Annotated in this window: 24 protein-coding genes; 8 read left to right on the top strand and 16 right to left on the bottom strand. The window is 70.8% G+C overall.

Annotated features, from left to right (window positions below):
• Positions 1-87: 87 nt before the first annotated feature.
• Positions 88-942 (bottom strand): NAD-dependent epimerase/dehydratase family protein, encoded by an 855-nt coding sequence (locus ACZ39I_RS01770; RefSeq protein WP_467241711.1) that lies wholly within the window; start codon positions 940-942, stop codon positions 88-90.
• Positions 943-1,060: 118 nt separating this feature from the next.
• Between ACZ39I_RS01770 and ACZ39I_RS01765 the strand changes: the two genes are divergently transcribed.
• Positions 1,061-1,915 carry a helix-turn-helix transcriptional regulator gene (locus ACZ39I_RS01765; protein ID WP_467241710.1) on the top strand — a complete coding sequence of 285 codons (855 nt, stop codon included), beginning with the start codon at positions 1,061-1,063 and terminating at the stop codon, positions 1,913-1,915.
• A 196-nt stretch (positions 1,916-2,111) separates the two neighbouring features.
• Here ACZ39I_RS01765 and era read toward each other — a convergent pair whose 3' ends face one another.
• Entirely contained in the window at positions 2,112-3,071 is a 960-nt protein-coding gene (gene era, locus ACZ39I_RS01760) for a GTPase Era (RefSeq protein WP_467241709.1), read from the bottom strand.
• A 174-nt stretch (positions 3,072-3,245) separates the two neighbouring features.
• Between era and ACZ39I_RS01755 the strand changes: the two genes are divergently transcribed.
• Both ACZ39I_RS01755 and ACZ39I_RS01750 read left to right on the top strand, forming a co-directional pair.
• Positions 3,246-4,568: an ammonium transporter gene (locus ACZ39I_RS01755; RefSeq protein WP_467241707.1), complete on the top strand. Its 1,323-nt coding sequence runs from the start codon at positions 3,246-3,248 to the stop codon at positions 4,566-4,568.
• The gene (locus ACZ39I_RS01750; RefSeq protein ID WP_352383789.1) at positions 4,565-4,903 is read left to right on the top strand and encodes a P-II family nitrogen regulator; all 339 of its coding nucleotides are present in this window, start codon (positions 4,565-4,567) and stop codon (positions 4,901-4,903) included. Before ACZ39I_RS01755 ends, ACZ39I_RS01750 begins: the two co-directional genes overlap by 4 nt.
• Positions 4,904-4,925: 22 nt before the next feature.
• Here the strand turns inward: ACZ39I_RS01750 and ACZ39I_RS01745 are convergent, their stop codons facing one another.
• From ACZ39I_RS01745 to ACZ39I_RS01725, 5 genes are all read right to left on the bottom strand, one after another.
• Positions 4,926-5,921, bottom strand: coding sequence for a DUF916 domain-containing protein (locus ACZ39I_RS01745; RefSeq protein WP_467241705.1), 996 nt, complete (start codon positions 5,919-5,921; stop codon positions 4,926-4,928).
• Positions 5,922-5,980: 59 nt separating this feature from the next.
• Entirely contained in the window at positions 5,981-7,297 is a 1,317-nt protein-coding gene (locus ACZ39I_RS01740; RefSeq protein WP_467241704.1) for a WxL domain-containing protein, read from the bottom strand.
• 143 nt (positions 7,298-7,440) lie between these two features.
• On the bottom strand, positions 7,441-7,914 hold the full coding sequence (locus ACZ39I_RS01735) for a hypothetical protein (protein ID WP_352383795.1): 474 nt from the start codon (positions 7,912-7,914) through the stop codon (positions 7,441-7,443).
• Positions 7,915-8,118: 204 nt separating this feature from the next.
• Complete coding sequence (locus ACZ39I_RS01730) at positions 8,119-8,472, bottom strand: cytidine deaminase (RefSeq protein ID WP_467241701.1); 354 nt, start codon at positions 8,470-8,472, stop codon at positions 8,119-8,121.
• Between the two features lie 388 nt (positions 8,473-8,860).
• Positions 8,861-9,676: a helix-turn-helix transcriptional regulator gene (locus ACZ39I_RS01725; protein WP_467243290.1), complete on the bottom strand. Its 816-nt coding sequence runs from the start codon at positions 9,674-9,676 to the stop codon at positions 8,861-8,863.
• A gap of 146 nt (positions 9,677-9,822) precedes the next feature.
• Between ACZ39I_RS01725 and ACZ39I_RS01720 the strand changes: the two genes are divergently transcribed.
• Positions 9,823-11,256, top strand: a complete 1,434-nt coding sequence (locus ACZ39I_RS01720) for an MFS transporter (RefSeq protein WP_467241699.1) — start codon at positions 9,823-9,825, stop codon at positions 11,254-11,256.
• Here the strand turns inward: ACZ39I_RS01720 and ACZ39I_RS01715 are convergent.
• From ACZ39I_RS01715 to ACZ39I_RS01700, 4 genes are read right to left on the bottom strand one after another with little or no spacing between them, the layout of a single operon-like run.
• Positions 11,218-11,577: an MmcQ/YjbR family DNA-binding protein gene (locus ACZ39I_RS01715; RefSeq protein ID WP_467241697.1), complete on the bottom strand. Its 360-nt coding sequence runs from the start codon at positions 11,575-11,577 to the stop codon at positions 11,218-11,220. The two genes, ACZ39I_RS01720 and ACZ39I_RS01715, sit on opposite strands and share 39 nt — an antisense overlap.
• On the bottom strand, positions 11,574-12,881 hold the full coding sequence (locus ACZ39I_RS01710; protein ID WP_352383803.1) for a hemolysin family protein: 1,308 nt from the start codon (positions 12,879-12,881) through the stop codon (positions 11,574-11,576). Before ACZ39I_RS01710 ends, ACZ39I_RS01715 begins: the two co-directional genes overlap by 4 nt.
• Positions 12,878-13,375 (bottom strand): rRNA maturation RNase YbeY, encoded by a 498-nt coding sequence (gene ybeY, locus ACZ39I_RS01705; protein WP_393599760.1) that lies wholly within the window; start codon positions 13,373-13,375, stop codon positions 12,878-12,880. The genes ACZ39I_RS01710 and ybeY overlap by 4 nt, the downstream gene beginning before the upstream one ends.
• Before the next feature lie 13 nt (positions 13,376-13,388).
• The gene (locus ACZ39I_RS01700; protein WP_352383807.1) at positions 13,389-14,447 is read right to left on the bottom strand and encodes a PhoH family protein; all 1,059 of its coding nucleotides are present in this window, start codon (positions 14,445-14,447) and stop codon (positions 13,389-13,391) included.
• Between the two features lie 226 nt (positions 14,448-14,673).
• On the opposite strand from ACZ39I_RS01700, the gene ACZ39I_RS01695 reads away from it, so the two are divergent.
• Complete coding sequence (locus tag ACZ39I_RS01695; protein WP_467241693.1) at positions 14,674-15,390, top strand: FAD binding domain-containing protein; 717 nt, start codon at positions 14,674-14,676, stop codon at positions 15,388-15,390.
• Positions 15,391-15,603: 213 nt separating this feature from the next.
• Here the strand turns inward: ACZ39I_RS01695 and ACZ39I_RS01690 are convergent, their stop codons facing one another.
• Entirely contained in the window at positions 15,604-16,734 is a 1,131-nt protein-coding gene (locus tag ACZ39I_RS01690) for a carbohydrate kinase family protein (RefSeq protein ID WP_467241691.1), read from the bottom strand.
• 218 nt (positions 16,735-16,952) lie between these two features.
• Here ACZ39I_RS01690 and ACZ39I_RS01685 point away from each other — a divergent pair, with 218 nt between their 5' ends.
• Positions 16,953-17,939: a cellulase family glycosylhydrolase gene (locus ACZ39I_RS01685; protein ID WP_467241690.1), complete on the top strand. Its 987-nt coding sequence runs from the start codon at positions 16,953-16,955 to the stop codon at positions 17,937-17,939.
• A 115-nt stretch (positions 17,940-18,054) separates the two neighbouring features.
• On the opposite strand, the gene ACZ39I_RS01680 is transcribed toward ACZ39I_RS01685, so the two are convergent.
• Both ACZ39I_RS01680 and ACZ39I_RS01675 read right to left on the bottom strand, forming a co-directional pair.
• The gene (locus ACZ39I_RS01680) at positions 18,055-19,344 is read right to left on the bottom strand and encodes a glucarate dehydratase family protein (RefSeq protein ID WP_467241687.1); all 1,290 of its coding nucleotides are present in this window, start codon (positions 19,342-19,344) and stop codon (positions 18,055-18,057) included.
• The gene (locus ACZ39I_RS01675; protein WP_467241685.1) at positions 19,341-20,291 is read right to left on the bottom strand and encodes a 5-dehydro-4-deoxyglucarate dehydratase; all 951 of its coding nucleotides are present in this window, start codon (positions 20,289-20,291) and stop codon (positions 19,341-19,343) included. Before ACZ39I_RS01675 ends, ACZ39I_RS01680 begins: the two co-directional genes overlap by 4 nt.
• Before the next feature lie 105 nt (positions 20,292-20,396).
• Here ACZ39I_RS01675 and ACZ39I_RS01670 point away from each other — a divergent pair, with 105 nt between their 5' ends.
• Together ACZ39I_RS01670 and ACZ39I_RS01665 are read left to right on the top strand one after the other, a co-directional pair.
• Positions 20,397-21,200 (top strand): IclR family transcriptional regulator, encoded by an 804-nt coding sequence (locus tag ACZ39I_RS01670; RefSeq protein ID WP_467241683.1) that lies wholly within the window; start codon positions 20,397-20,399, stop codon positions 21,198-21,200.
• 189 nt (positions 21,201-21,389) lie between these two features.
• A complete protein-coding gene (locus tag ACZ39I_RS01665) occupies positions 21,390-22,577 on the top strand; it encodes an MFS transporter (RefSeq protein ID WP_467241681.1) in 1,188 nt (395 codons plus the stop codon).
• Positions 22,578-22,673: 96 nt separating this feature from the next.
• Here ACZ39I_RS01665 and ACZ39I_RS01660 read toward each other — a convergent pair whose 3' ends face one another.
• Positions 22,674-23,663 carry an adenosine deaminase gene (locus ACZ39I_RS01660; RefSeq protein ID WP_467241679.1) on the bottom strand — a complete coding sequence of 330 codons (990 nt, stop codon included), beginning with the start codon at positions 23,661-23,663 and terminating at the stop codon, positions 22,674-22,676.
• A gap of 20 nt (positions 23,664-23,683) precedes the next feature.
• The gene (locus ACZ39I_RS01655) at positions 23,684-24,589 is read right to left on the bottom strand and encodes a ribonuclease Z (RefSeq protein ID WP_467241677.1); all 906 of its coding nucleotides are present in this window, start codon (positions 24,587-24,589) and stop codon (positions 23,684-23,686) included.

Genomic DNA, 24,589 nt, shown 5'->3' with positions numbered 1-24,589 from the left:
CAGGGGCGCGGGGCTGTATCGATGTGCGGCTCCGCCGCGTGGGCGCGACCAGCCACAACGGACCCACAGACGACAACCGGCCCAGAGTTACAGCGCTCCGGCCTCCCGAGCCGCATAAACCGACGGATACACCGGCCGATACCCCAGCTCCCGCCGAATCCTCTCCGTGGACATGATCACCAGCCACGGGTCGGGATCGACCCGCTCGTACAACTCCCCCGGGATCTCCACCCCGTTGAGCTGATACAACTCCACCGCCGTCACAGGCGCGTCGTCGGCGATGTTGTACACCCGCCCCGAGATCCCCGGTGCGTGCAGGATCCGCAACAGCCCCTGGGCGACATCCGCGTGGTGCCCCATGTGCAGCCGCTGGGCCGACGCCCAGTTCTTCGCCCACATCAGGGACTGGGCGAGATGCGGATCCCCCTCGCCGTAGACGAAGGGCAGCCGCCCGACCCGCACGTCGAGCCCCTCCAGCGCGAACAGCTCCCGCTCGGCCTCAGCCTTGGACGCGGGATAGGCACCCCACATGGACCCGCCGGGCCGGCTCTCGTCCTCCTCCGTCACCGGGCGCCCGCGCCCCCGGCCGTACACAAGACCGGTGCTGACCTGCACGAAGCGTCGAACGCCGGAGGCCACCGCGGCTCGGCCCAGTTCCACGGCCGCGTCCCGGTTGACGGCCCAGGCCTCCTCGTCCGGCACGCCCCGGAAAGACGCGGCGACGTTCACGACCGCGTCCACCCCGGCGACGGCCTTGCCGAGCACGTCGGTGTCGCGGAGATCCCCTACGACGACCTCGGCGCCGAGTTCCGCGAAGGGCTCACCGCGGGCCGTGTCCCGCACCAGCACCCGTACCCGCTCCCCGGGCCGGGACTGCGCCAGCAGCCTCGGTACGAAGCGCCGGCCGACCTGTCCCGTCGTACCTGTCACCAATGTCAGCATGTGCTGCTCCTTTCGTCCGGACCAGCGTGGAACGGCCGGGCGGGCACCGGGAGAGACCTCTTGATCGGGGGATCGGCAGACCCTGGATAAGCCGGACCGGGTGACGCACGCTGGAGGGGTGAACCGAGCCGAACTCGCCGACTTCCTGCGCCGTGGCCGTGCCCGGCTGAACCCGTCCGACGTGGGTCTGGCGCCGGGCGCCAGGCGCCGCACGCCGGGGCTGCGCCGCGAGGAGGTGGCGCAGCTGGCGGGGATGTCGGTGGACTACTACACGCGGCTGGAGCAGTCCCGGGGTCCCCGGCCGTCCCGTCAGATGCTGACCGCGCTGGCCCGGGCACTGCGCCTGACCGACGTGGAGCAGGACCATCTGTTCCACCTGACCGGCGAGGAGCCCCCGCGCCGCGAGACGGCGTCGGCGCACGTCCGCCCGGGGCTGCTGCTGATCCTGGACCGGCTGCACGACACCCCGGCGCAGGTGGTGAATGACTGCGGCGAGGTGCTTGCGCAGAACGCGATGGCGAAGGCACTGGTCGGCGACGCGATGTCCCGCCCGCGGCGCGACCGCAACCTGGTCCGGCGCTTCTTCCTGGACCCCGCGGCGCGCACGCTCTTCCCCGAGGAGGACCTCGCGGAGCACGCGCGCACCCAGGTCGCCACCCTGCGCGCGGTGGCCGCGGCCCGCCCCGACGATCCGGAACCGACCGCGCTGGTCGCCGAACTCCGGTCGGCCAGCGAGGAGTTCGCGCGCCTGTGGGACGAACACGAGGTGTCCCAGCGCAACAGGGCGACGAAACGCTTCGTCCACCCCGTGGTGGGCCTGCTGGAACTCGACTGCGAGGTCATGGTCAGCCACGAACACCACCACCTCCTGGTCGTCCACACGGCCCGCCCGGGAACGGAGGCCTACGAACGACTGCAACTGCTCAGGGTGGTGGGGCTGCAGGACCTGACCCCGCAGGAGGCGACCCCGTAAAGGCTCCTAGAACCCCAACTTCCGCAACTGCCGAGGATCCCGCTGCCAGTCCTTCGCCACCTTCACGTGGAGGTCCAGGCTGCATCGACATGCGACTACCGCCGCGCGCCCGGCGTGCCCGACACACCTCGAACCGCCCGCGGCCCTCGATGCCGACCTCAGGCAAGGCGCCCGCGCAACCCCCCACCCGCCCCGCTCAGAACCCCAGCTTCCGCAACTGCCGAGGATCCCGCTGCCAGTCCTTCGCCACCTTCACGTGGAGGTCCAGGAAGACGGGTGTGCCGAGGAGGGCCTCGATCTGCTTGCGGCTCTTGATGCCGACCTCCTTCAGGCGCTTGCCCTTGGGGCCGATGATGATGCCCTTCTGGCTGGGGCGCTCGATGTAGACGAAGGCGTGGATGTCGAGGAGGGGCTTGTCGGCGGGGCGGTCCTCGCGGGGGAGCATCTCCTCGACGACCACCGCGATGGAGTGCGGGAGTTCGTCACGGACGCCCTCCAGCGCGGCCTCGCGGATCAGCTCGGCGATCATGACCTGCTCGGGCTCGTCCGTGAGGTCGCCCTCGGGGTAGAGCGCCGGGCCCTCGGGAAGCATCGGGACCAGCAGGTCCGCCAGCAGGTCGACCTGCTTGTTCGCGGTCGCGGAGACCGGGACGATCTCCGCCCACTCGATGCCCAGCTCCTTGCCGAGCTGGTCGACGGCGATCAGCTGCTCGGCCAGCGTCTTGGAGTCGACGAGGTCCGTCTTCGTGATGATCGCGACCTTCGGGGACTTCTTGATCCCCGCGAGTTCCTTCGCGATGAATCGGTCCCCGGGCCCGAGCTTCTCGTTCGCCGGCAGACAGAACCCGATCACGTCGACCTCGGCCCACGTGGTGCGTACGACGTCGTTCAGCCGCTCCCCCAGCAGCGTGCGCGGCTTGTGCAGCCCGGGGGTGTCGACCAGGATCAGCTGGGCCTCGGGCCGGTGCACGATCCCCCGTACCGTGTGCCGCGTCGTCTGGGGCTGGTTCGCGGTGATCGCCACCTTCTGCCCGACGAGAGCGTTCGTGAGGGTGGACTTGCCCGCGTTGGGGCGGCCCACGAAACAGGCGAAGCCGGCGCGGTGGGGTGCCTGCGACGAGGCCGACGGCTCGGATGACTGACTGCGAACGCTCATGCGCCCCATTCTCCCTGATCCACAGAGCCCCGCCGTACAAGCGCCCGAGCGCCCGCGTTCCGGTGAGCTTCCCGAAACCTCCACGCAATGAAACATCACGGAAACACCGGCGTGCTCAACCGGAAACGCACGCCGGTGACCCTCTGACGAGCCCCCACCTCGTTGGAGACCTCCATGCCCCTCGCCGCCGCACAAGCAGCAGCACGCATCGACACCGGCGACACCGCCTGGCTGCTCGCCGCCACCGCCCTCGTCCTGCTGATGACCCCGGGGCTCGCCCTGTTCTACGGCGGCATGGTCCGCACGAAGAGCGTCCTCAACATGCTGATGATGAGCTTCGTGTCGATCGCCCTGGTCACCGTGGTGTGGCTGGCCGCCGGCTACTCCCTCGCCTTCGGCGACGACACGTTCGGCGGCCTGATCGGCGACCTGGAGCACGCCGGCATGAGCGGCCTCGGCCCCGACAGCGTCCACGGCACCGTCCCCACCCTCCTCTTCGCCACCTTCCAGCTCACCTTCGCGATCATCACGGCGGCGCTGATCAGCGGCGCGATCGCGGACCGCGCGAAGTTCGGGGCGTGGCTGGTGTTCGTCCCGGTCTGGGCACTGCTGGTATACGTTCCGGTCGCACACTGGGTGTGGGGCCCGGGCGGCTGGGTCCTGGACAAGCTCGGCGCGCTCGACTTCGCGGGCGGTCTGCCCGTCGAGATCACCTCCGGCGCCTCCGGTCTCGCCCTCGCGCTGGTCCTCGGCCCGCGTCTGGGCTTCAAGAAGGACGCCATGCGCCCACACAACCTCCCGATGGTCGTCCTCGGCGCCGGGCTCCTCTGGTTCGGCTGGTTCGGCTTCAACGCGGGCTCGGCCCTCGGCGCCAACGGCCTCGCCGCCGCCGCCTTCCTCAACACCCTCGCCGCCGGCTGCACCGGCCTGCTCGGCTGGCTCTTCGTCGAGCAGAAGCGCGACGGCCACCCCACCACCCTGGGCGCGGCCTCCGGCGCGGTCGCGGGCCTGGTCGCGATCACCCCGTCCTGCGGCTCGGTCTCCCTCCTCGGCGCGCTCGTCGTCGGCCTCGCCGCCGGTGTCGTCTGCTCCTACGCCGTGGGCTGGAAGTTCAAGCTGAACTACGACGACTCGCTGGACGTCGTCGGCGTCCACCTGGTCGGCGGAGTCATCGGCACACTCCTGATCGGCGTGTTCGCCGTGCGGGAGATGACCGGCGGCACGGAGGGGCTGCTCTACGGCGGCGGCCTCGCCCAGCTCGGCAAGCAGCTGGTGGCCGTGCTCGCCGTAGGGGCGTACGCCTTCCTGGTGACGTACGGCATCGGGAAACTGATCGACAAGGTGCTGGGCTTCCGGGCCGACGAGGAGCACGAGCAGACCGGCCTGGACCTTACGGTGCACGCCGAGACCGCATACGATCACGGCGTCCTGGGCCATGGTGCCCCGGTCGGCGCGTCCTCCGTCCCCCACGCCCAGAAGGTCAAGACCCAGGCATGAAGCTCATCACCGCGATCGTCAAGCCGTACCGCCTCGACGAGGTCAAGACCGCGCTCCAGGAGATCGGCATCCACGGCCTGACCGTGACCGAGGCCAGCGGCTACGGCCGTCAACGCGGCCACACCGAGGTGTACCGGGGCGCCGAGTACCAGGTCGACCTGGTCCCCAAGGTCCGCATCGAGGTCGTCGTCGGCGACGCCGACGCGGACGCCGTCATCGACGCGATCGTCAAGGCCGCCCACACGGGCAAGATCGGCGACGGCAAGGTGTGGGCGCTGCCGGTGGAGACGGTCGTACGGGTGCGGACGGGTGAGCGCGGCCCGGACGCGCTGTAGAGCGAGGGGCGCGGGAGGGCTTTCAGGGGCGCGGGGCTGCATCGATGTGCGGCTCCGCCGGGGGGCGCGACCAGCCCCCACCGGTCCGCACCCGCAAACGAACCCACAACCCCCCGCCCACCATCACCGCCACCGACAAAACGACGGCGACCAACCACGGCAAGGCAAAGAAACTCGCATTCGCCGACTCCCGCGTGTCCTTCGCGCTCGCCGTCAACTTCACGTCGCCCCAGTCGAGTTGCGGTGCGCCCCGCCACGGCTCGCTCAGCCGCACCCGCTGGCCGGGCAGCAACTCCCCCGGGATCCGCGCGAGTTCACGGGCGAGCAGCGTGCGCCCGAACAGTCCCGTCGCCCGCAGCTCCACCTTCGGGTTCAGGGTGACGTTGCCGGTGTTGCGCAGGGTGTACGAGATCGTCGCACCGCTGTCCCCCAACCCCGGTACCAGCGGCTGGTGATGGCTGACGTGGACGTCCTCGACGGCGATCGCCGGGACGGTGGGCCCGCCGACGCGAAGGTAGATCCGGGCCGCGACGGCCCGCTGGACGCCGAGTGCCACCGCGCCGTCGCCCTTGTCGATCCGTTCGTCCAGTGCCACCAGCGCGCCGGGATGGTCGCCCGGTTCGGCGCCCTCGGGCACCGACAGCGTGAACGGCACGGTGACATCGCCGTGCGCGGGGACGGTCACCCGGGACTTCGCGGGCCTCGCCCAGGCCCCCACCCCGCGCTGCTTCTCCGCGACCGTCCGCACAGCGAAACCGCCGTCGCGGGCGGTGTTGTAGGCGTCGGCGGCGTAGAGCCGGAAGGTCAGCGGCCGACCGGTCTTGTTGCTGACGACCATCTTGTCGTCGATGCGCTGCCCGGGGTCGGCGGAGAGATAGAAGTAGGGTCGCGCGGCGATCTGCGAGGCGGCGGGGTACACGGACCAGCTGCCGTTGTCGGCGCCGTACGCGGGCGCGGCGGCCGTGATGAGGAACAGGCTGAGGAGAAGGCTCGGGAGAAGGACGTACAGCTTGCGCATGGGTGCGGACCCCCACGGGTGCGAGAAGGACGGACGGGCGGGTGCGGGCGCCCGTCCGGTCAGCTGAGCGTGAGGGTGAGAACGCCGGAGTACGTGCCGGGAGGCGTGAACGCCGGTACGTTCAGGGAGAGTCCGGCGCCCGCGGTGAACTCGCCGCCGGTGAGCGCGGCGTTGGGCGTGGACGCGAGAGTAGCCCCCGAGGATCCGACCGGGCCGGCGGAACCGGCCTGGCAGGTGCTCGGGCTGCCCGCCTTGGTGGCACAGGTGGGACTCCAGCTCAGCGCACCGGCGTCGATCTTGGCGCCGGGTCCGGTGAACTCGGTGACCTTGCCGGTGAGTGACCAGCCGGCGGGTCCGCCGCGGAAGTCCTTGACGGTCACCTTGTTCAGGTCACCGGTCGAGGGCCCGCCCTTGCCGTAGTCCACCGGCGAGAGGCTGACGGTGTCCCCGGCCTGGGACATGGACAGCGTGCCGGCCTTCACCGTGGTGGTGACCTTCTGGCTGCCGGCGGGAACGGGCGTGTCGTCGACGACGACGTACGCCTTCGGTCCCGCTCCCTTGGCGTCGCTCCACGCACTGCCCTCGTACGCCACGACACCGGTCGTCGTCTTGTCCTTGACGACGAGCGATCCGCTGAAGGCGCCCGAGGAGTCGGCGGTGACGGTGGCGGTGTCCGCGGTCTGGGCGGCGCCGGCCCGCCCGGCCAGGGTGACCGCCGCACCGGGGGTGAACTTGCTGCCGGTGACCGTGACGCTGTCACCGGGCTTCCCGGAGGCCGAACCCAGCGCGATGTCCCGCTGGTTGACGGGGTTCGCGTCCGTCGCGGTGACCGTCTCGGAGACCGGGGCGGGCGGGGTGATCACCGTGCAGGGGGTGTCCAGTTCGAGGATGTAGCTGGTGTGGATGTTGTAGTCGCCGGGCGACAGGGTGATCGCGCCGGGTGAGGTGACCTTGAAGGTGCCGGTCATCGAGAACGACGGGAAGGCGCCGTTGCCCGGCACCGGGTCGTTCTTCTTCGGTCCGGCGACCGTCACGGCGCCAGTCTGGGCCCCGCCGAGGGTGACCTTGCCGGTCGGCGTCATGATGTCGGCCGGCAGTGCGATGGCGGTGGGGTTGCTGGCGGCGGGTTTGACCACCGTGTAGGTCACGGTGACGGTGTCGCCCACCTTGGGGCTGGTGTTGTCCACGGCGATGGCGGCCGTCGTGGTGCCGTCGATCGGCGGGATGCCCGCGACCGCGGGCGGGATGCAGTGCGTGGCGAAGTCCACGTTGGTGGCGGCACCGGCCGGACAGGCCAGTGCGCCGCCCGCGGTGACCGCGAGCGCGGTCGCCCCGACAAAGGACGCCAAACGGCGTCTTCGAGTCGTCGAACCCATGGATGTGCCCCCTCCGGAAGCTCCTGAAGTCCTGTGCCGACAGGGGGCATTGATGTGTGGATCGCGTGAGAAGTCAATGGAGTTGCCGCAGAAACCTGACGCTCTGTCAGTTCCTGCGGCAACCACGGGACGTGCCGTGAGGATCAGTCGAACACAAAAGGTCCGGGCGACTGCGGGCCGGTCGCCGTGCAGGTGACGGTGATCCCGAAGACGACGATCTGGAGCGAACCGCCGTACGACTCCAGGCTGTCGCCGGAGGCCACGGTGCCGTTGAGCGGGCCGACGGTGACAGGATCGCCGGCCGCGATGGCGGGGTTCTCGGTGCCGGAGAAGGTGGTGGTGCCGCCGTTCGCGTTCACGAAGGTGAGCGTCGAGGAGATCGAGTCCTCGTCGAGTGCGAGCGGAGCGTTGATCGCCGAGGTGACGGTGACGGTGGCCGCGGTGCCGTCCTGGGTCGCGGTCAGGGTGGCCTGGCCGCTGCCGTAGAGGCCGCAGTCCGCGTCGATGGTCGCGGTGTCCGGGGTGACGGCCGCGGCGGTGGGGGCGAACGCGAGCCCGAGGGCCGCGAGCGTGCCGACGGCCAGTGCCGCACCAGTGCCTGTGCGCTTGCCTTTCATGGAATCCGGTTCCCTTCCCGTGGTGGGGAGTGCCATGTGGGGATGGACGGGGGGTGCATCCCGACGGACGGTCGGCGTTCACGGGGCGTGGTGCGGGACGCCGGGTGAACTGGAATCTGACGGTCCGTCGGAATATCCGGTTCCATTGATGCGCGTGGGACGAGGAACGGCAAGCCGGAATTCCGGCCAACCGTCACCGGGGGGTCAGCCGGCGGTCACGGTACTGCGCACGGTGCCGTCGACCCCCGCCACCAGCACCGGAGTCGCGGGCCCGCCCAGATCCCGGACGGCGGCCAGGTCCTGCTCGGAGGCCGATTCGGCCTCCGTCACCACGGCCGCCGCCTCCAGGGCCTTCGCCCCGGACGCCACCGCCATGGCCACCGCCGTCTGCAGCGCGCTCAGCTTCAACGACGCCAGCTCGACGGTCCCGGCCACGTACGTCCGCCCGGTGTCGTCCCGTACGGCCGCCCCCTCGGGCACGCTGTTACGGGCCCGCGCCGAACGGGCCAGGGTGACGATCTTGCGGTCCTCGGGGTCAAGCGCACTGTTGTCGGTCATGGAACCGAGCATACGAACCGAACCGACATCGACGACGCCACGGGTCCGCCCACCACCGGGCCACGGGGCCACGGAGCCACCGGATCACGGGGCCGCCGGGGCGCGGGGGCCCGGGCCACCGGGCCACCGGGCCACCGGGCCACCGGGCCACCGGGCCACCGGGCCACCGGGCCACCGGGCCACCGGGCCACCGGATCATGGGGCCACCGGATCATGGGAGTACCGGGCCGCCGACTCACGGGGCCACCGAGCCAGGGTCCGCCACCACCAGCGCACCGCGGGGGCCCACCAGCCTCCGGAAGCACTCCCCGTCACCCGTCCGCCGCCAAACACACCGCCCGCCACGGGAGACACGGCCGACAGCCGCCGTCCGCCGTCACCGGACACATCACCCCGCCACCGGATACATCGCCCCCCGCCGCCCCTCCGGGGACGCCAGCCACTCCAGCTTGGCCGCTGTGTTCGCCTCGTCCAGTGGGGTGTGCAGGACGACCGTCAGGTCGGAGCGGGCCGGTACCTTCATCGCCGTGGACTCCACGCACAGCAGACCGACCAGCGGATGGTCGAGCTCCTTGCGGATCACTCCGGCGTCCTCGATGTCCCGCCGCTCCCACAGCTCGGTGAACTCCGCGCTCGCCGCCCGCACCCGGGCCAGCACCTCCTGGAAGCCCTCGTCCTCGGGCCGCGCGGACGAGGCCGCCCGGAACTGGGCGACCACCGTGCGCGCGTTCCGTTCCCAGCTGTGCGATCGCGACCGGTACAGCGGGTCCGTGAAGAAGTCGACGAGACAGTTCTGGGTGTTCTCCGGCCGCATGCCGAGCACCCAGCCCGCCGCGTCGTTGTACAGCACGCAGTTGTAGTACGCGTCCATGATGTGCGCCGGATACGGCATCCACGCGTCGATCAGCCGCCGCAGCCCCTCGCACCCGTGGTCGGCGGCCGGTTCCGGCGCGGGCGGGTTCAGCCCGGCAAGGACGTACAGGTGCCGCCGCTCCGCGTTGCTGAGCCGCAGCACCCGCCCGACGGAGTCGAGCACCTGCGGGGATACCGAGATGTCCCGCCCCTGCTCCAGCCACTGGTACCAGGAGGCACCCACCCCGGCGAGCACCGCGACCTCCTCCCGCCTGAGCCCCGGCGTCCGCCGCCGCGCCCCGCCGTCCGGCAGTCCGGCCTCGGCCGGCGAGACCCGGGCCCGCCGGCTCATCAGGAACTCCCGCAGCTCACGGTGCCGCTCACTCTTGGGTACGACCTCGGGCACGAACGCATCCCCCTCGCTGCTGCCTGGTGGTGCCACCACCAGCACAACTTGCGGCTCCCCACGGCTATTCCGGCGCCCGCAGGCTCTTGCCCATGGCGATCGACACCACAGACCCCGTCCCCGATGCGCTCGACACCCCCCGGCTGTCGACGCGCGACAAGCTCGTCCTGTTCGTCCTGTGCGCCGCCCAGTTCATGGTCGCGCTGGACTTCTCCGTCCTGAACGTCGCCCTGCCCGTCCTCGGCGCCGACCTCGGCATGAGCCCCTCCGCCCTGCAGTGGGCGATCACGGCGTTCGCACTGCCGTCCGGCGGCTTCCTGCTCCTGTTCGGCCGCATCGGCGACCTGTACGGACGCCGGAAGCTGTTCCTCACGGGCCTGGCCCTCTTCGGCGCCGCCTCCGTGCTCGCGACCCTCGCCTGGAACCCGGCGTCCTTCCTCGCCGGACGCGCCCTGCAGGGCCTGGGCGCGGCGGCCATCGTGCCGACCGGCATGTCCCTGCTGACCACGACCTTCCCCGAGGGCCCGGCCCGCGACCGTGCCCTGGGAATCTCCGGCACCCTGCTCTCGCTCGGCTTCACCGTCGGCATGGTGGCCGGCGGCACCCTCACCGACGCCCTCGGCTGGCGCTCCACGATGGGCCTGCTCTCCCTGTTCGCCCTGATCGTGCTCCCGCTGGCCCCCGGCCTGCTCCCCGAGTCCCGCACCCCGTACCGCCCCCGCCTGGACGTACCCGGCGCGATCACGGTCACCGGCGGCCTGCTCTCCCTGATCTACGCCCTCTCGACGGCCGCCGACCACGGCTTCGGCCGTGCGGACGTCCTCGTCACCCTGATCGCCGGCCTGCTGCTCCTCGCCGCCTTCGTCACGATCGAGTCCCGTACCGCACAACCCCTGGTGTCCCTGCCCATGCTGCGCCGCCGCACAGTGGCGTGGGGCAACATCGGCGGCCTGGTCACCTTCTCGATGATGTCGACGGTCGTCTTCGTGCTGACCCTCTACCTCCAGGAGGTCCTGCACCTGTCGGCCTTCGAGACCGGCCTGGTCTTCGGCGTGCAGGGCGTCCTGTCGGCGGTGGCCGGCACCTACGCCCCGAAGGTCATCGGCCGCTTCGGCCCGCGCCGCACACTCGTCGGCTCGCTCGTCGGCCAGGGCACCCTGATCGCCGCCCTGCTGGGCCTGGGCACCGGGAACTGGTCCGTCTGGCTCGCCACGGCCGCCGTCTCCCTGGCCAGCATGTGCCACCTCGGCGCGATCATCTCGTACGGCATCACCGTGACCTCCGGCGTCCCGGACCAGGAGCAGGGCCTGGCCACCGGCCTGGTCACCTCCACCCAGCAGGTCGGCCTCACCGTGGGCATCCCGCTGCTGGGCGTCCTCGCCACCACCTCGGACGACCTGCTGTCCGGCGTCCACACGGTCCTCGCCCTGGACACGGTCGTCGTGCTGGCGGCGGCCGCACTGGTCGCGGTGGGACTGCGGGTGCGCTCAGGGGCGGTCGAGGCGGAGCCGCTCGGCGCGCGGTAGACCCGCCACCACCAGGTCGTACGAGTCCTCGACGAGCTCCCGGACCAGACGGTCCGGGAGCTCGCCGTCGACGGTGACGGTGTTCCAGTGGCGCTTGTTCATGTGGAAGCCGGGAACGATCAGCCCGGGATGGTCGGCGCGCAGCCGAATCGCGTCCTCCGGGTCGCACTTGAGGTTGACCGTCAGGGGCCGCGCGTCCAGCGTGGTCAGGGCGAAGAGCTTGCCCAGCACCTTGAAGACGGAGACCTCCGGACGGAAGGGGAAGTCCTCCACGGTCTCGTTGAAGGACAGGCACAGGGCGCGCAGCTCCTGGGGGGTCACTCGGACACCTTCTCCTCTTCGGCGGGTTCGAGGGCGCCCACCGGCTCCACAAGGACCGTCACGATCTTGTTCCGGCGCCCGGCGGCGGCCTCGGCGGTCAGCCGCAGTTCCCGCCCGTCCGGAAGCTCGACGACCGCGGACGCCCCGGCGATGGGAACGCGGCCCAGCGCCTTCGCCAGCAGCCCCCCGACGGTCTCCACGTCCTCGTCGTCGTACTCGTCGAGCCCGTACAGCTCGCCCAGGTCGGTGATGTCGAGGCGGGCGGTGACCCGGTGACGGTCGTCGCCGAGGTCCTCCACCGGCGGCAGTTCACGGTCGTACTCGTCGGTGATCTCACCGACGATCTCCTCCAGGATGTCCTCGATGGTGACGATGCCGGCCGTGCCGCCGTACTCGTCGATCACGACGGCGACGTGGTTGCGGTCCTGCTGCATCTCGCGCAACAGGTCACCGGCGTTCTTGGTGTCGGGCACGAAGGCCGCGGGCCGCATGGCCGTGGACACCAGCTCGCTCTCCGCGTCCCGGCTGATGTGCGTCTTGCGGACCAGGTCCTTCAGATACACGATCCCCACGATGTCGTCCTCGCTCTCCCCGGACACGGGGATGCGCGAGAAACCCGAACGCAGCGCGAGGGTCAGCGCCTGACGGATCGTCTTGTAGCGCTCGATCACGACGAGGTCGGTGCGCGGCACCATGACCTCCCGCACCAGCGTGTCACCCAGTTCGAAGACCGAGTGCACCATCCGGCGCTCGTCGTCCTCGATCAGGGACTCCTTCTCGGCGAGGTCGACCAGCGCGCGCAGCTCCGCCTCGGAGGCGAACGGGCCCCGGCGGAAGCCCTTGCCGGGGGTGAGCGCGTTGCCGATGAGAATGAGCAACGACGGGATCGGGCCCATGATCCGGGCCAGCGGGAGCAGGACGTACGCCGCCGCGGTCGCCGTGTTGAGCGGATGCTGACGCCCGATGGTGCGCGGGGAGACACCCACCGCCACGTACGACACGAGCACCATGACCCCGATCGCGACCAGCAGGGCGCGGGTGGTGCCCGGGAACTCCTGGAGACAGGCGTAGGTGACCAGGGCCGCCGCCGCCATCTCGCAGGCGACGCGCACCAGCAGCGCCACGTTGAGATAGCGGGTCGGGTCGGCGGCGATCTGCGCGAGCTTGGCGCTGCCCCGCCGGCCGTTGCGTACGGCTTCCTCGGCACGGAAGCTGGAGACGCGCGCGAGGCCCGCCTCCGCGCAGGCGGCGAGCCAGGCGACGACGACCAGGGCGATCGCGCCGGAGACGAGGGGCAGGCTCATGAGACGGTCGGCGCGGGGGACGGACCGGTGAGCCCCTTCTCCTGCCGCCAGCCGTCCACGATGGCCGCCTGCAGACCGAACATCTCGGCCTTCTCGTCAGGCTCCTCGTGGTCGTACCCGAGCAGGTGCAGCACTCCGTGCACGGTGAGCAGTTGGAGCTCCTCGTCCATGGAGTGCTGCGTCTCGGCCTCCTCGCCCTGCCGCTTGGCGACCTCGGGACACAGCACGATGTCGCCGAGGAGGCCCTGCGGGGGCTCGTCGTCGTCCTTGCTGGGCGGCCTGAGCTCGTCCATCGGGAACGACATGACGTCGGTGGGCCCCGGCAGGTCCATCCACTGGATGTGCAACTGCTCCATGGCGTCGTCGTCCACGACGATCACCGAGAGCTCGGAGAGCGGGTGGATGCGCATCCGCGCGAGCGCGTAGCGGGCGATGTCGAGGATCGCCTGCTCGTCGACCTCGGTTCCGGACTCGTTGTTGACGTCGATCGACATGGTGCTGGCTTGTCTACTTCCGCTTGTTCCGGCCGCCCTTGTGGGTGCCGTTCTCCGTACCGTTCTCGGTGTCGTACTTCTCGTACGCGTCGACGATACGGCCGACCAGCTTGTGTCGTACGACGTCCTGGGACGACAGGCGGGAGAAGTGCACGTCGTCCACACCCTCCAGGATGTCCTGCACCTGCCGCAGCCCGGACTTGGTGCCGTTCGGCAGGTCGACCTGCGTCACGTCACCGGTGATGACGATCTTCGAGTCGAAGCCGAGCCGGGTGAGGAACATCTTCATCTGCTCGGGGCTCGTGTTCTGGGCCTCGTCCAGGATGATGAAGGCGTCATTCAAAGTGCGACCCCTCATGTACGCCAGCGGCGCCACCTCGATCGTCCCCGAAGCCATCAGCTTCGGGATCGAGTCCGGGTCCAGCATGTCGTGCAGGGCGTCGTACAGCGGGCGCAGATACGGGTCGATCTTCTCGTAGAGGGTGCCGGGCAGGAAGCCCAGCCGCTCTCCCGCCTCCACCGCCGGGCGGGTCAGGATGATGCGGTTGACCTGCTTGGACTGCAGGGCCTGCACCGCCTTCGCCATGGCGAGGTAGGTCTTGCCGGTACCGGCGGGGCCGATGCCGAAGACGATCGTGTGCTTGTCGATCGCGTCGACGTACCGCTTCTGGTTGAGGGTCTTGGGGCGGATGGTGCGGCCGCGCGAGGACAGGATGTTCTGCGTGAGCACCTCGGCCGGGGTCTCCTGGCCGTCGCTCGTCCCGTTCTCGCTCGCCCGCAGCATGGCGATCGAGCGTTCCACTGCGTCCTCCGTCATCGGCTGTCCGGTGCGGAGCACCAGCATCATCTCGTCGAACAGGCGCTGGACGAGGGCGACGTCCACCGCCGCGCCTGTCGCGCTGATCTCATTGCCCCGGACATGGATGTCGGCCGCCGGGAAGGCCTTCTCGATCACGCGCAGGAGCGAGTCGCCCGACCCCAGGACCGAGACCATGGGGTGCTGGGCGGGGACGGTGAACTGTGCTCTCGCCTGCCCCTGCGCGGGGCTGTGACCTGTGGGTGTCTGAGTCATGGGCCGGCGATCAACGCCTGCGGTTCCTCCTCGTCATGGCCGCGCAGAGGAAGGCGGCCTCACGGTGTCAAGAGTACGACGGTGCACTGACAACGCCGTAGGGCTTTTCGACGGTCGGGGCGCCCTGTATGCAGCGGTGAGCCCTGCATGCTCCCCCGGGCCCCCGGAAAGAATGCGCTCACTGCATGCGTGTTCGAAGTCACCGACCGTTCGAAGAAGGAAGACCGTGCTGTTGCGTCTGCCCACGTCCCTGTCCGAGGCACAGGAGTGTCTGACCGACGGGGCGGTACCCGTCGGCGGTGCCACGCTGGTGTGGGCCGCCTGGCAACGCGACGGCTTCCCGGAGCAGGCCGTGTCGCTGCGCGAGGTGCCGGAGGCGAACGTTCTCGGGGCCGGGGAGGTGGGGGCGGCGGTCCTGCTGCACCGGATCGACGAGCGGGTGCCGGAGGTGCTGCACCGGGCCGCGGCCGGCATCGGCACCGGGGCGGTGCGGCGGGCCGCCACGGTCGGCGGGAACGTCGTCGGCAGCACCCTGCGCTGTCTGCTGCCCGCGGCCCTCGTGCTGGGCGCCCGCGCGCGGGTGCTGGCGGCGGAGGGTCCCTTCGAGGCCGATCTCGCCGAGGTGCTCGCCAAGAAGCCGCTGCTGCTGAGCCTGCACTGGAGCGATCCGCTGGTCAGCGGCTACCGCAAGGTGGCCGAGGCTCCGGGTGGCCCGCCGCCCCTGGTCGTCGCCACGGCCGTCCACGCGGGCGACCGCCCCGTCCTGCGCGTCGCGGTCCGCGACGGCTACGACTTCCTGAGCGAGAGCGTGCCCTGCGACGCGGCCGCGGACAGCGTGCTCGACGCATTGAGCGGTACGCCGATCGGTGCACTGCCGGACGCGGCCCGAGAGGTGGTCCGGGAGCAGGTGGCGTCGGTACTGGAGCGGGCGGGCGGACACTGACGGGCCGACCTGCCGCCGACGATCCAAAGTTCGGCGGACCGGAAGTCCTGCGGCCGGCTCAGGTCGACGAGCCACGGAGGCAGATCCACCAGTGCAGGTATCACCCAGCCCGGTCAGCCGGCCCGACCTCCCGCAAGACTCACGAGCCGCCCCTCCACAAGCCGCAGGGACAGGCCCGCTCCGCAGCAATACCCCCCGCCCCCGCCCACACGCTCACGCCGACCGGCCGAAGCCGATCGTCGGTACCGCCCGGCGCAGGGGCCAGGTCGGGGACTCCTCCTCCGGGACCAGGTCCGCCAGGAACGCGTACCGTCGCAGCGCGGTCGGGTCCTGGGAGGTGACGGACTGGACCTTGCGCCACCAGGCGCCGATCTCGGACCAGCCCGGCGCGGACAGGGAGCCGCCGAACTCCTGGACGGAGAGCGCGGCGGTCAGGCCGGCGAAGGCCAGCCGGTCCGCCAGCGGCCAGCCCGCGAGGGTGCCGGTGACGAAGCCGGCCACGAAGACGTCCCCGGCGCCGGTCGGGTCGAGCGCCTCGACCTCGATCGCCGGGACCTCGGCGGCCTCCCCGGTACGCCGGTCCACCGCGTACGCGCCCTCCGCGCCGAGGGTGACCACGGCGAGCGGCACATGCTCGGTGAGCGCGTGCGCGGCCTCGCGGGGGCAGGAGGCGCCGGTGTAGCGCATGGCCTCCTCCGCGTTCGGCAGGAAGGCCTCGCAGTGTTCGAGGTCGGCGAGGCCCGCGAGGTCCCAGGCGCCGGTCTCGTCCCAGCCGACGTCGGCGAAGATGCAGGTGCCCTTGCTCGCGGCCTGGGCGATCCAGGGGGCGCGCTTGCCCGGCTCCAGCGACGCGACGGCCGCACGCGCGCGTGGGGGGCAGTCCGGCGCGGGCTCCTCGGGGGGCGGCTCGTGGCCGTGGGAGACCATGGTGCGCTCGCCCTCGTAGGCCATCGAGACGGTGACCGGGGAGTGCCAGCCGGGGACCCTGCGCGACGGGGAGAGGTCGATGCCCTCGCCGTGCTCCAGGGCGTCCCAGCAGTAGTCGCCGTAGTGGTCGTCGCCGAAGGCCGCGGCCAGCGAGGTGCGCAGCCCGAGCCGGGCCAGGGCCGTCGCCATGTTCGCGACGCCGCCGGGGCTCGACCCCATCCCGCGGGCCCAGGACTCGGTCCCGCGCACCGGGGCGGAGTCGAGTCCCGTGAAGACGATGTCGAGGAAGACGGGGCCCGTGAGGTACACGTCCCAGGGCGGGTCGTCCGGCGTGCGCAGGGCTGCCAGCGGGTCGACCCGGGGCCGGTCGCGGTGGTGCTTTCCGGCGGAGGCGGTGGAGGCGGTGGAGGCGATCACGGTGCGCTCCCTGACGTGGTGCGGATCAGGCCAGTCTGCACCACAGCACCGACAACCCGCCGCTGTCACACGGGATACGGCTCCTGACAGGCTCTTGACACTAAATCCATGGGGGGTCAGCATTCAGAAACTCCCCCGTCTTCAGCTGGGTAGCCCCACGTCAGGGCGATGTTTACGTAAACATCGAGAGAATCGAGCAATCGAACAATGGAGTTCGTGTGAATCGCCTCCGCTCCCGCACCCGTCTGCGCGCCTTCCTGGTCGCAGCACTCCTCGCGCCACTGCTGACCGTTTCCCCTGGCGCGTCCGCCGCCACGAACGACTTCCGCGGAGTCAACTGGGCGGACAGCCGCGACAATTACGTGGACGGCTGGGTGATCCCGACCGGCCTCACGGCCGGGGACAGCTACGACAGCGTCCGCTCCAAGGCCGACGGCATCATCAGCGGCTTCCAGCAGCAGCTCGGCGCGAACACCGTGCGGCTGCCGATCAACCCGCAGAGCGTCAACTCGGACTGGTGGGCGCGGTACAAGGGCGCCGCCGACTCGGCCCTGTCCCACGGCATGAAGGTCATCTTCGGCTACTGGGAAGCGAACAAGGACGGCAAAGTCGATGACATGAACGCATGGAACACCATGTGGGACAAGGTCATCAGCGACTACGGCAGCAACGGCAACGTCTACTTCGAGCCGATGAACGAGCCGTTCGGTTACAGCCTGAACGACTGGGTGTCGCTCTGCTCCTCGTGGCTGTCCCGGCATTCGAGCACCCCCCGCGGGCGGGTCCTCATCAGCGGCACCGGCTACAACGACAACGTCACGGGCGTCGGAGCGGCGAGCGCCCTGAACGGCACGCTGCTGTCGCTGCACTTCTACGGGTACTGGGCCTCGGACACCACCCGCTCGGCGTGGACCACCAACCTGAGCAACCGGCTCGGCTCGTACTCGTCCCGCACCATCATCGACGAGGCCGGTGCCCCGATGACGACCGGGCTGAACTACTACGGCGGGAACCAGGACGGCAACACCTTCACCGCGTACTTCGCCGCCACCACGGACCTGACGAGGTCCCGTCAGATGGGCGTCGTCTACTGGCCCGGCCTGCGCTCGGGCGACACCTATTCGATCACCCGGCAGAACGGCAGCGGACTTGCGGTGAACAACTCCTCGGGCGTGGCACAACTGCGCTGGGGCTGGGGCCTGTAACCGGACAGACGGCCGGGGGTGATCTTCGCCCCGCCTTGACGTCCTTCGTCACGACCGTGCGCCCCGACGGATGCCCGCACTCGGCAACCGTCGGGGCCGCGACCTCATGCCGGTGCTACCAGCGAGGTACGGCGGGCGTCTCCCAGCCCGGCTCGGCGACCCGCATCGCCGCCGCGTCATCCCGCTCCCGCAGCGATCCGTCGTCGTCGAGCCACCGCCGGTGCAGGAACTCCACCTTCTCCCGGTCGAGTGCGACACCGAGCCCGGGCTCGTCGCAGACGCGTACGGCCCCGTCCTCGAAGACCAGCCGCTCGGTCAGCACGTCCTCCGACTGCCACGGGTAGTGCGAGTCGCAGGCGTGGTGAAGGTTCGGCACGGTGGACGCCACGTGGGTCATCGCTGCCAGCGAGATGCCCAGATGGGTGTTGGAGTGCATGGACACCCCCACTCCGAAGGTCCGGCAGATCGCGGCGAGTTGCTGGGTGTTCCGCAGTCCGCCCCAGTAGTGGTGGTCGGAGAGGACCACCTGGACGGCGTCCCGGGCGAACGCCTCCTTGATCTCCGCGAAGGTCGTCACACACATGTTGGTGGCCAGCGGCACGTCGGTCCCGGCGGACACCTCGGCCATGGCGGCGGTCCCCAGCGCGGGATCCTCCAGATACTCCAGGACGTCCCCGAGCCCCCTGGCCACCCTCAGCGAAGTCGCCACGCTCCAGGCCCCGTTGGGATCGAGTCGCAGGGGATGCCCGGGGAACGCCTCGGCAAGGGCCCTGACCGCCGCGATCTCCTCGTCAGGCGGAAAGACGCCGCCCTTGAGCTTGAAGGACGTGAAGCCGTACCGCTCGGTGAACAGCCGGGCCTGTTCCACCACTCCCGCGGGGTCGAGGGCCGCCCCCCAGTCGTCCTTCTCGGAGGCGACGCCCTCGGGATGGGCGGCCCACTTGTAGAACAGGTACGCGCTGTAGTCGACCGCGTCCCGCACCTTGCCCCCGAGCAGCGCGTGCACGGGCAGCCCGAGCGCCTTGCCCAGCGCGTCGAGACAGGCCACCTCGAAGCCGGAGACGACGGACAGGCGCAGTTTGTCGGCGGTCTGCACGCCCCGCAGCCCGCCGACGTCGACCTGCCCGGAGACCCGGGAGGAATCGACCGCCACCTGGTCCGCGACCGTGAACAGTCCGTTGAGATCGCCGGCCTGTCGCCCGATCAGCTTCGCGGCGAACGGCCGGGCCAGCTCCAGGTACTTGGTGTCGCCGTACGTCTCCCCAACGCCCACGACCCCGTCGGCGGTCTCGACCTCGACGATCAGCCGGGGCGTGTAGGGCTGGTGCACGCCCTGGGTGTTGAGCAGCGGCGGATCGGCGACGAGGATCGGCGTCAACCGGACATCGGTGATCGTGAGGTTCACAGGGCGGCTCCAACGAGGTCGAGACCGGTGGTCAGCAGCCGGCGGAGGTCCGTCAGGTCGGCGTCGGACGGATCGGTGAGCGGCGCGCGCACGGGTCCGACCGGACGTCCCCGCAGTCGTGCCGCCGCCTTCACCAGCGACACGGCGTATCCGGGCACCCGGTCGCGGAGCTCGACGAGCGGGACGTAGAAGTCGCGCAGCAGTTTCTCGACCGTGCCGTCGCCCCGGTCGCCGTCGTGCAGGGCGGTGAAGAAGGCGTTCGCGATCTCGGGGGCGAAGGCGTGGACGGCCGAGGAGTAGGCGGGGACGCCGACGGTGGCGTAGGCGCGGGCCTGGATCTCGGCCGTGGAGGCACCGTTGAAGAACAGGAAGCCCTCGGGGGCGGCGAGGGTGAGGCGCTGGAGCCGGTCGAGGTCGCTGTGTCCGTCCTTGAGCCCGATGACTCCGGGGATCTCGGTGATGCGCTTGAACGCGCCCACGCCGAACGCGACTTGGCCGCGCTGGTAGGCGATGAGGGGCAGTCCGGTCCGCGCCGCGATCTGCTCCAGCTGGGCGACCAGGCCGTCCTGCGGGGCGGCGACCAGATAGTGCGGGAGGACCAGCAGGGCGTCCGCTCCCGCTTCCTCGGCGATCCGGGCGAAGCGGACGGCCTGCGCCCAGCCGTAGCCGATGCCGGCGACGACGGGCACCCGCCCGCCGGCCTCCTCGACGGTGATGGTGACGACCTGCCGGTACTCGTCCTCGTCCAGGGAGAAGAACTCACCGGTGCCGCAGGCGGGGAAGACCGCGCCGGGGGCGGTGGCGAGCTGGGCGGCGACGTGGGCGCGGAAGCCGTCCGGGTCGAGGGTGCCGTCGTCGTGGAAGCTCGTGAGCGGGAACGACAGCACGCCGCGTGCCATGCCGTCCCGCAGTCGTCGGGCCGTGTCCGGGTCCGGAGTCACCCTCATCTCCCTATGTAGACGAAATCTACGTATGAAGATGGAGATTAGGTAGGCGAATCCCGTCCGTCAATGGGTCGGTGTCAGGTTTGAGGGGCCGATTACGATCGGCGCATGTCAGAGACAGGGGCCGAGCGCCCGGAGACCGGCGGTGTCCGCGAGGTGAAGTCGGCGGCCCGCACGGTCGAGCTCCTCGAGCTGCTGGCCGCGCGCGGCGACCGCCCGGCACGGCTCCAGGAGCTCGCGGAGGCACTGGGCGTGCCGCGCAGTTCGATGTACGCGCTGCTCCAGACCCTGATCTCGCGCGGCTGGGTCCGCACCGACGTCACCGGCTCGCTCTACGGCATCGGCATCCACGCCCTGCTCACCGGCACGAGCTATCTGGACTCCGACCCGCGCGTGCGGGTCGTACGGCCCTATCTCGACGAGGCGTCCCAGGCGCTGGGCGAGACGATCCACATGGGGCGGCTGGACGGCCGGGACGTGGCCTATCTGGCGACGCGCGAGTCGCACGAGTACCTGCGGACCATCAGCAGGGTCGGCCGACGGCTGCCCGCGCACGTCGGCGCGCTGGGCAAGGCGCTGCTGGCCGAATGGCCCGACGAACGGCTCCCCGAGGGGCCGTACGAGGCACTCACCCCGAACTCCCACACCACCCGCGAGTCCCTGCTGGCCGACCTCGCCGAGGTGCGCGCACGCGGCTACTCGGTCGACCGGGAGGAGGGCGTCCTCGGCATCGTCGGCTTCGGCTTCGCCCTGCGCTACGACTCCCCCGCCCAGGACGCCGTCAGCTGCTCGGTGCCGGTCGCCCGGCTGACGCCGGACCACGAGCAGCAGATCATCGCGGTGATGCGCGAGATCAGGAGCAAGATCGAGGCGACGGCACCGGGTGCGGGAGGCGCTCCCAGCTGGCGTTAGGGGCGGGCCGGAAACGGCCGCTTCTACCCGGCTTCCCTCAGCCCAAACGGTACGTGATCCACATCACGCGACCCGGTCTACTTCCGCAAGCGTGTGCTTGATACAAATTCTTCGCGCGTTCCTGTCCGTCGACGGCCTGCGCCCAACCCCCTTTTCGAGCCGCTTCTTTCGCATGCCCTGGGAACGCCCGTGTCCGCCCCTCGCTCCACCCTGCCCTGGCCCCTCATTGCCCTTTTCACGGCCGGGTACCTCGCCCCCTACCTCCTGCCGACGACCGTCGGCAGACTCGACTCCGGGCTCGCGCTCACCGCCACCGAGGCGGGTGCCGTCGGCAGCGCGCTGCTGCTGAGTTCGGCGGCGGCGGGCTTCCTGCTCGCCTCCCGCGTCGACCGCGTCGGCCCCCGCACGCTCGCCCGTGTCGGTCTCATCCTCGCCGTCCTCGGCTACGGGGGCGCCGCCCTCGCCCACGCCGTCCCGGCCGTCGTCGTGGGTGCCCTGATCGGCGGCTTCGGATCCGGTACGGCGACGGCGGTGGCCGCCACCGGCATCGCCGCCCAGCCGGACCCGCACCGCGCCACCACGGTCGGCCTGCTCGGCGTCTCCGCACTCGCCGGTGCCGTCTATCTGACCGTCCCGCACCTGGGCCCCGGCCACGGCCAGCCCCTCGCCGCGATCGCCCTCACTGCCCTGGCGGTGTGGCCCCTGACGAGCCGTCTGCCCCTGCGCACGGCCCCTGTCCCGAGCCGGGAGACCCGCACCCCGCTCCCCCACCTCCGCGCCGGCCTCCTCCTCGCCGCGACCCTCCTTTGCTGGTCCCTCGCCCAGAACGCCCTCTGGGGCGTCAGCGGCCGCATCGGCCTCACCCAGGCCCACCTCTCCGAGGCGACGGTCGGCGCGGTGTTCGCGATCGCGCTCGGCGCGGGCCTGCTGGGCGTCGTCGGCGCGGGCGCCCTCGGCCCCCGGCTGGGCCGCGCGCTCCCCATCGGCGGCGGCACGGTCCTCATCGCCGCCTGCATCACCCTGAGCGCCTCCGCGAGCGACCTGACGTCCTTCGCGACCGGGGAGATCGCCTGGAACACGCTCTACCCGATCGTCCTGTCGTACGTGATCGGCCTGGCCGCCTCCCTGGACCCCCGGGGCCGCTGGGCGGTCCTGGTCGGCTCGGCGTCGTCATTGGGCACGGCGGCGGGTCCCCTGACGGGAAGCCTGCTCGCATCCGAGGCCGGTTTCCCCGTGATGGGCACGGTCCTGGCAGCGGGCCTGCTGCTGCTAGCCGTACCCATGACGGCGGTGGCGATGGGCGCGGGCAGGCGCACGCTGCCGGTGGTGGAGATCCAGGTGGAAGCCCAGGTGTACGACAAGGCGACGGCGGCGTGAGTGCTTTTGGCTTTTAGGGGCGCGGGGCTGTGTCAATATGCGGCTCCGCCGCGCGGGCGCGACAAGCCACGAAGCACCCGCACCCGACCACGCACCTCAGAACTCGTACGCATCAACTTCCGCCAGATACCGGGCCCGCAGCTCCTCATCGTGCTCCAAGAAGGACGCGAGGAAGGAGTTGCGGGCCAGCTCCCGCAGCCGCTCCTCACTCAGTCCCAGAGCCTGCTGAACGGCCTCGAAGTTGTCCCCCGCATAACCCCCGAAATAAGCCGGGTCGTCGGAGTTCACCGTGCACATCAACCCCGCATCCAACATGGCCGGCAGCGGATGATCGGCGAGCACATCCACCGTACGGAGCCGCACGTTGGACAACGGACACAGCGTCAGCGGAATCCGGTCCCGCACAAGACGGGCCACCAGCTCCGGCGACTCCACGCACCGCAGCCCGTGGTCGATCCGCTCCACCCCGAGCACGTCCAGCGCCTCGACGATGTACTCCGGCGGCCCCTCCTCCCCGGCGTGCGCCACCCGCCGCAGCCCCAGCGCCGCGGCGGCCTCGTACACCTCGCGGAACTTCACCGGCGGATGCCCCACCTCGGCGGAGTCGAGCCCGACCCCGACGATCCGGTCGAGATACGGCTTCGCGGCCTCCAGCGTCCGAAGGGCCGACTCGGCGGACTCGTCCCGCAGGAAGCACATGATCAGCTGCGTCGAGACGCCGTGGTTCTGCGAGCTGCTGCCCAGCGCCCGCCACAGCCCCTCCACCACGGTCCCCATCTCCACGCCCCGCGCGAGGTGCGCCTGCGGGTCGAAGAAGATCTCCGCGTGCCGCACCCCCTGCGCGGCGGCCCGGGCGAGATAGGTGTTCGCCAGGTCCTCGAAGTCCCGCTCGGTGCGCAGGACGGCCATGAGCTCGTAGTACAGGTTCAGAAAGGACTGGAGATCCTCGAACCGGTACGCCTCGCGGAGTTCGTCCGTGGTGGCGTACGGCAGCTCGACGCCGTTGCGCGCGGCCAGCTCGAAAGCCAGCTCCGGTTCCAGGGTGCCTTCGATGTGCAGGTGCAGTTCAGCTTTCGGGAGGGACATCAAAGCATCGTACGGCCGCTTTACCGCCGTTTCGGAACCGGCACCCTCAGGAGGTCGTGGGCCACGGTCAGCTCGCCCTCGTACCCCGCCACCCGCGCCTGCCGTTCGAACTCCGCCGGCTCGGAGTAGCGCTGGCTGAAGTGGGTGAGCACGAGATGCCGTACGCCGGCGTCCCGGGCGGCCGTAGCGGCCTGACCGGCGGTCAGATGACCGTGTTCCACGGCGAGTCGTTCGTCCTCGTCGAGGAAGGTCGACTCGATGACGAGCAGGTCGCAGCCGTCCGCGAGGGCGTGGACGCCGTCGCACAGGCGGGTGTCCATGACGAACGCGAACCGCTGGCCCCGGCGGACCTCGCTGACGTCGTCGAGGAGGACGCCGTTCAGGGAGCCTTCCTTTTGGATCCGTCCGACGTCGGGTCCCTTGATGCCGTGCGCGGCGAGGCGGTCGGGGAGCATGCGGCGGCCGTCGGGTTCCGTGAGGCGGTAGCCGTAGGACTCGACGGGGTGGGAGAGCCGGCGGGCCTCCAGCGTGTAGCCGCCCGTCCGCGCGAGCACCCCGTCGGCCGCGACCGGTGCCTCGGTGAGCTGAACCGTCTCCCGGTACGCCGTCGCGTACCGCAGGCGGTCGAAGAAGCGCTGCCCGGACTCCGGGTAATGGGCGGTGACCTGGTGCGGGACCCGGTCGAGGTTGATGCGCTGGATCACGCCGGCGAGGCCGAGGGAATGGTCGCCGTGGAAGTGGGTGACACAGATCCGGTGGAGGTCGTGGGCGGCGACCCCGGCGCGCAGCATCTGGCGCTGGGTGCCCTCGCCGGGGTCGAAGAGGAGGCCCTCGCCGTCCCAGCGCAGCAGGTAGCCGTTGTGGTTGCGGTGCCTCGTGGGGACCTGGCTGGCGGTGCCGAGGACGACCAATTCACGTACGGACAC

The organism is Streptomyces sp. NPDC024687, assembly GCF_055559055.1.
The sequence above is the reverse complement of the archived record's forward strand: the minus strand, read 5'-3'. Positions and strand labels throughout refer to the sequence as shown.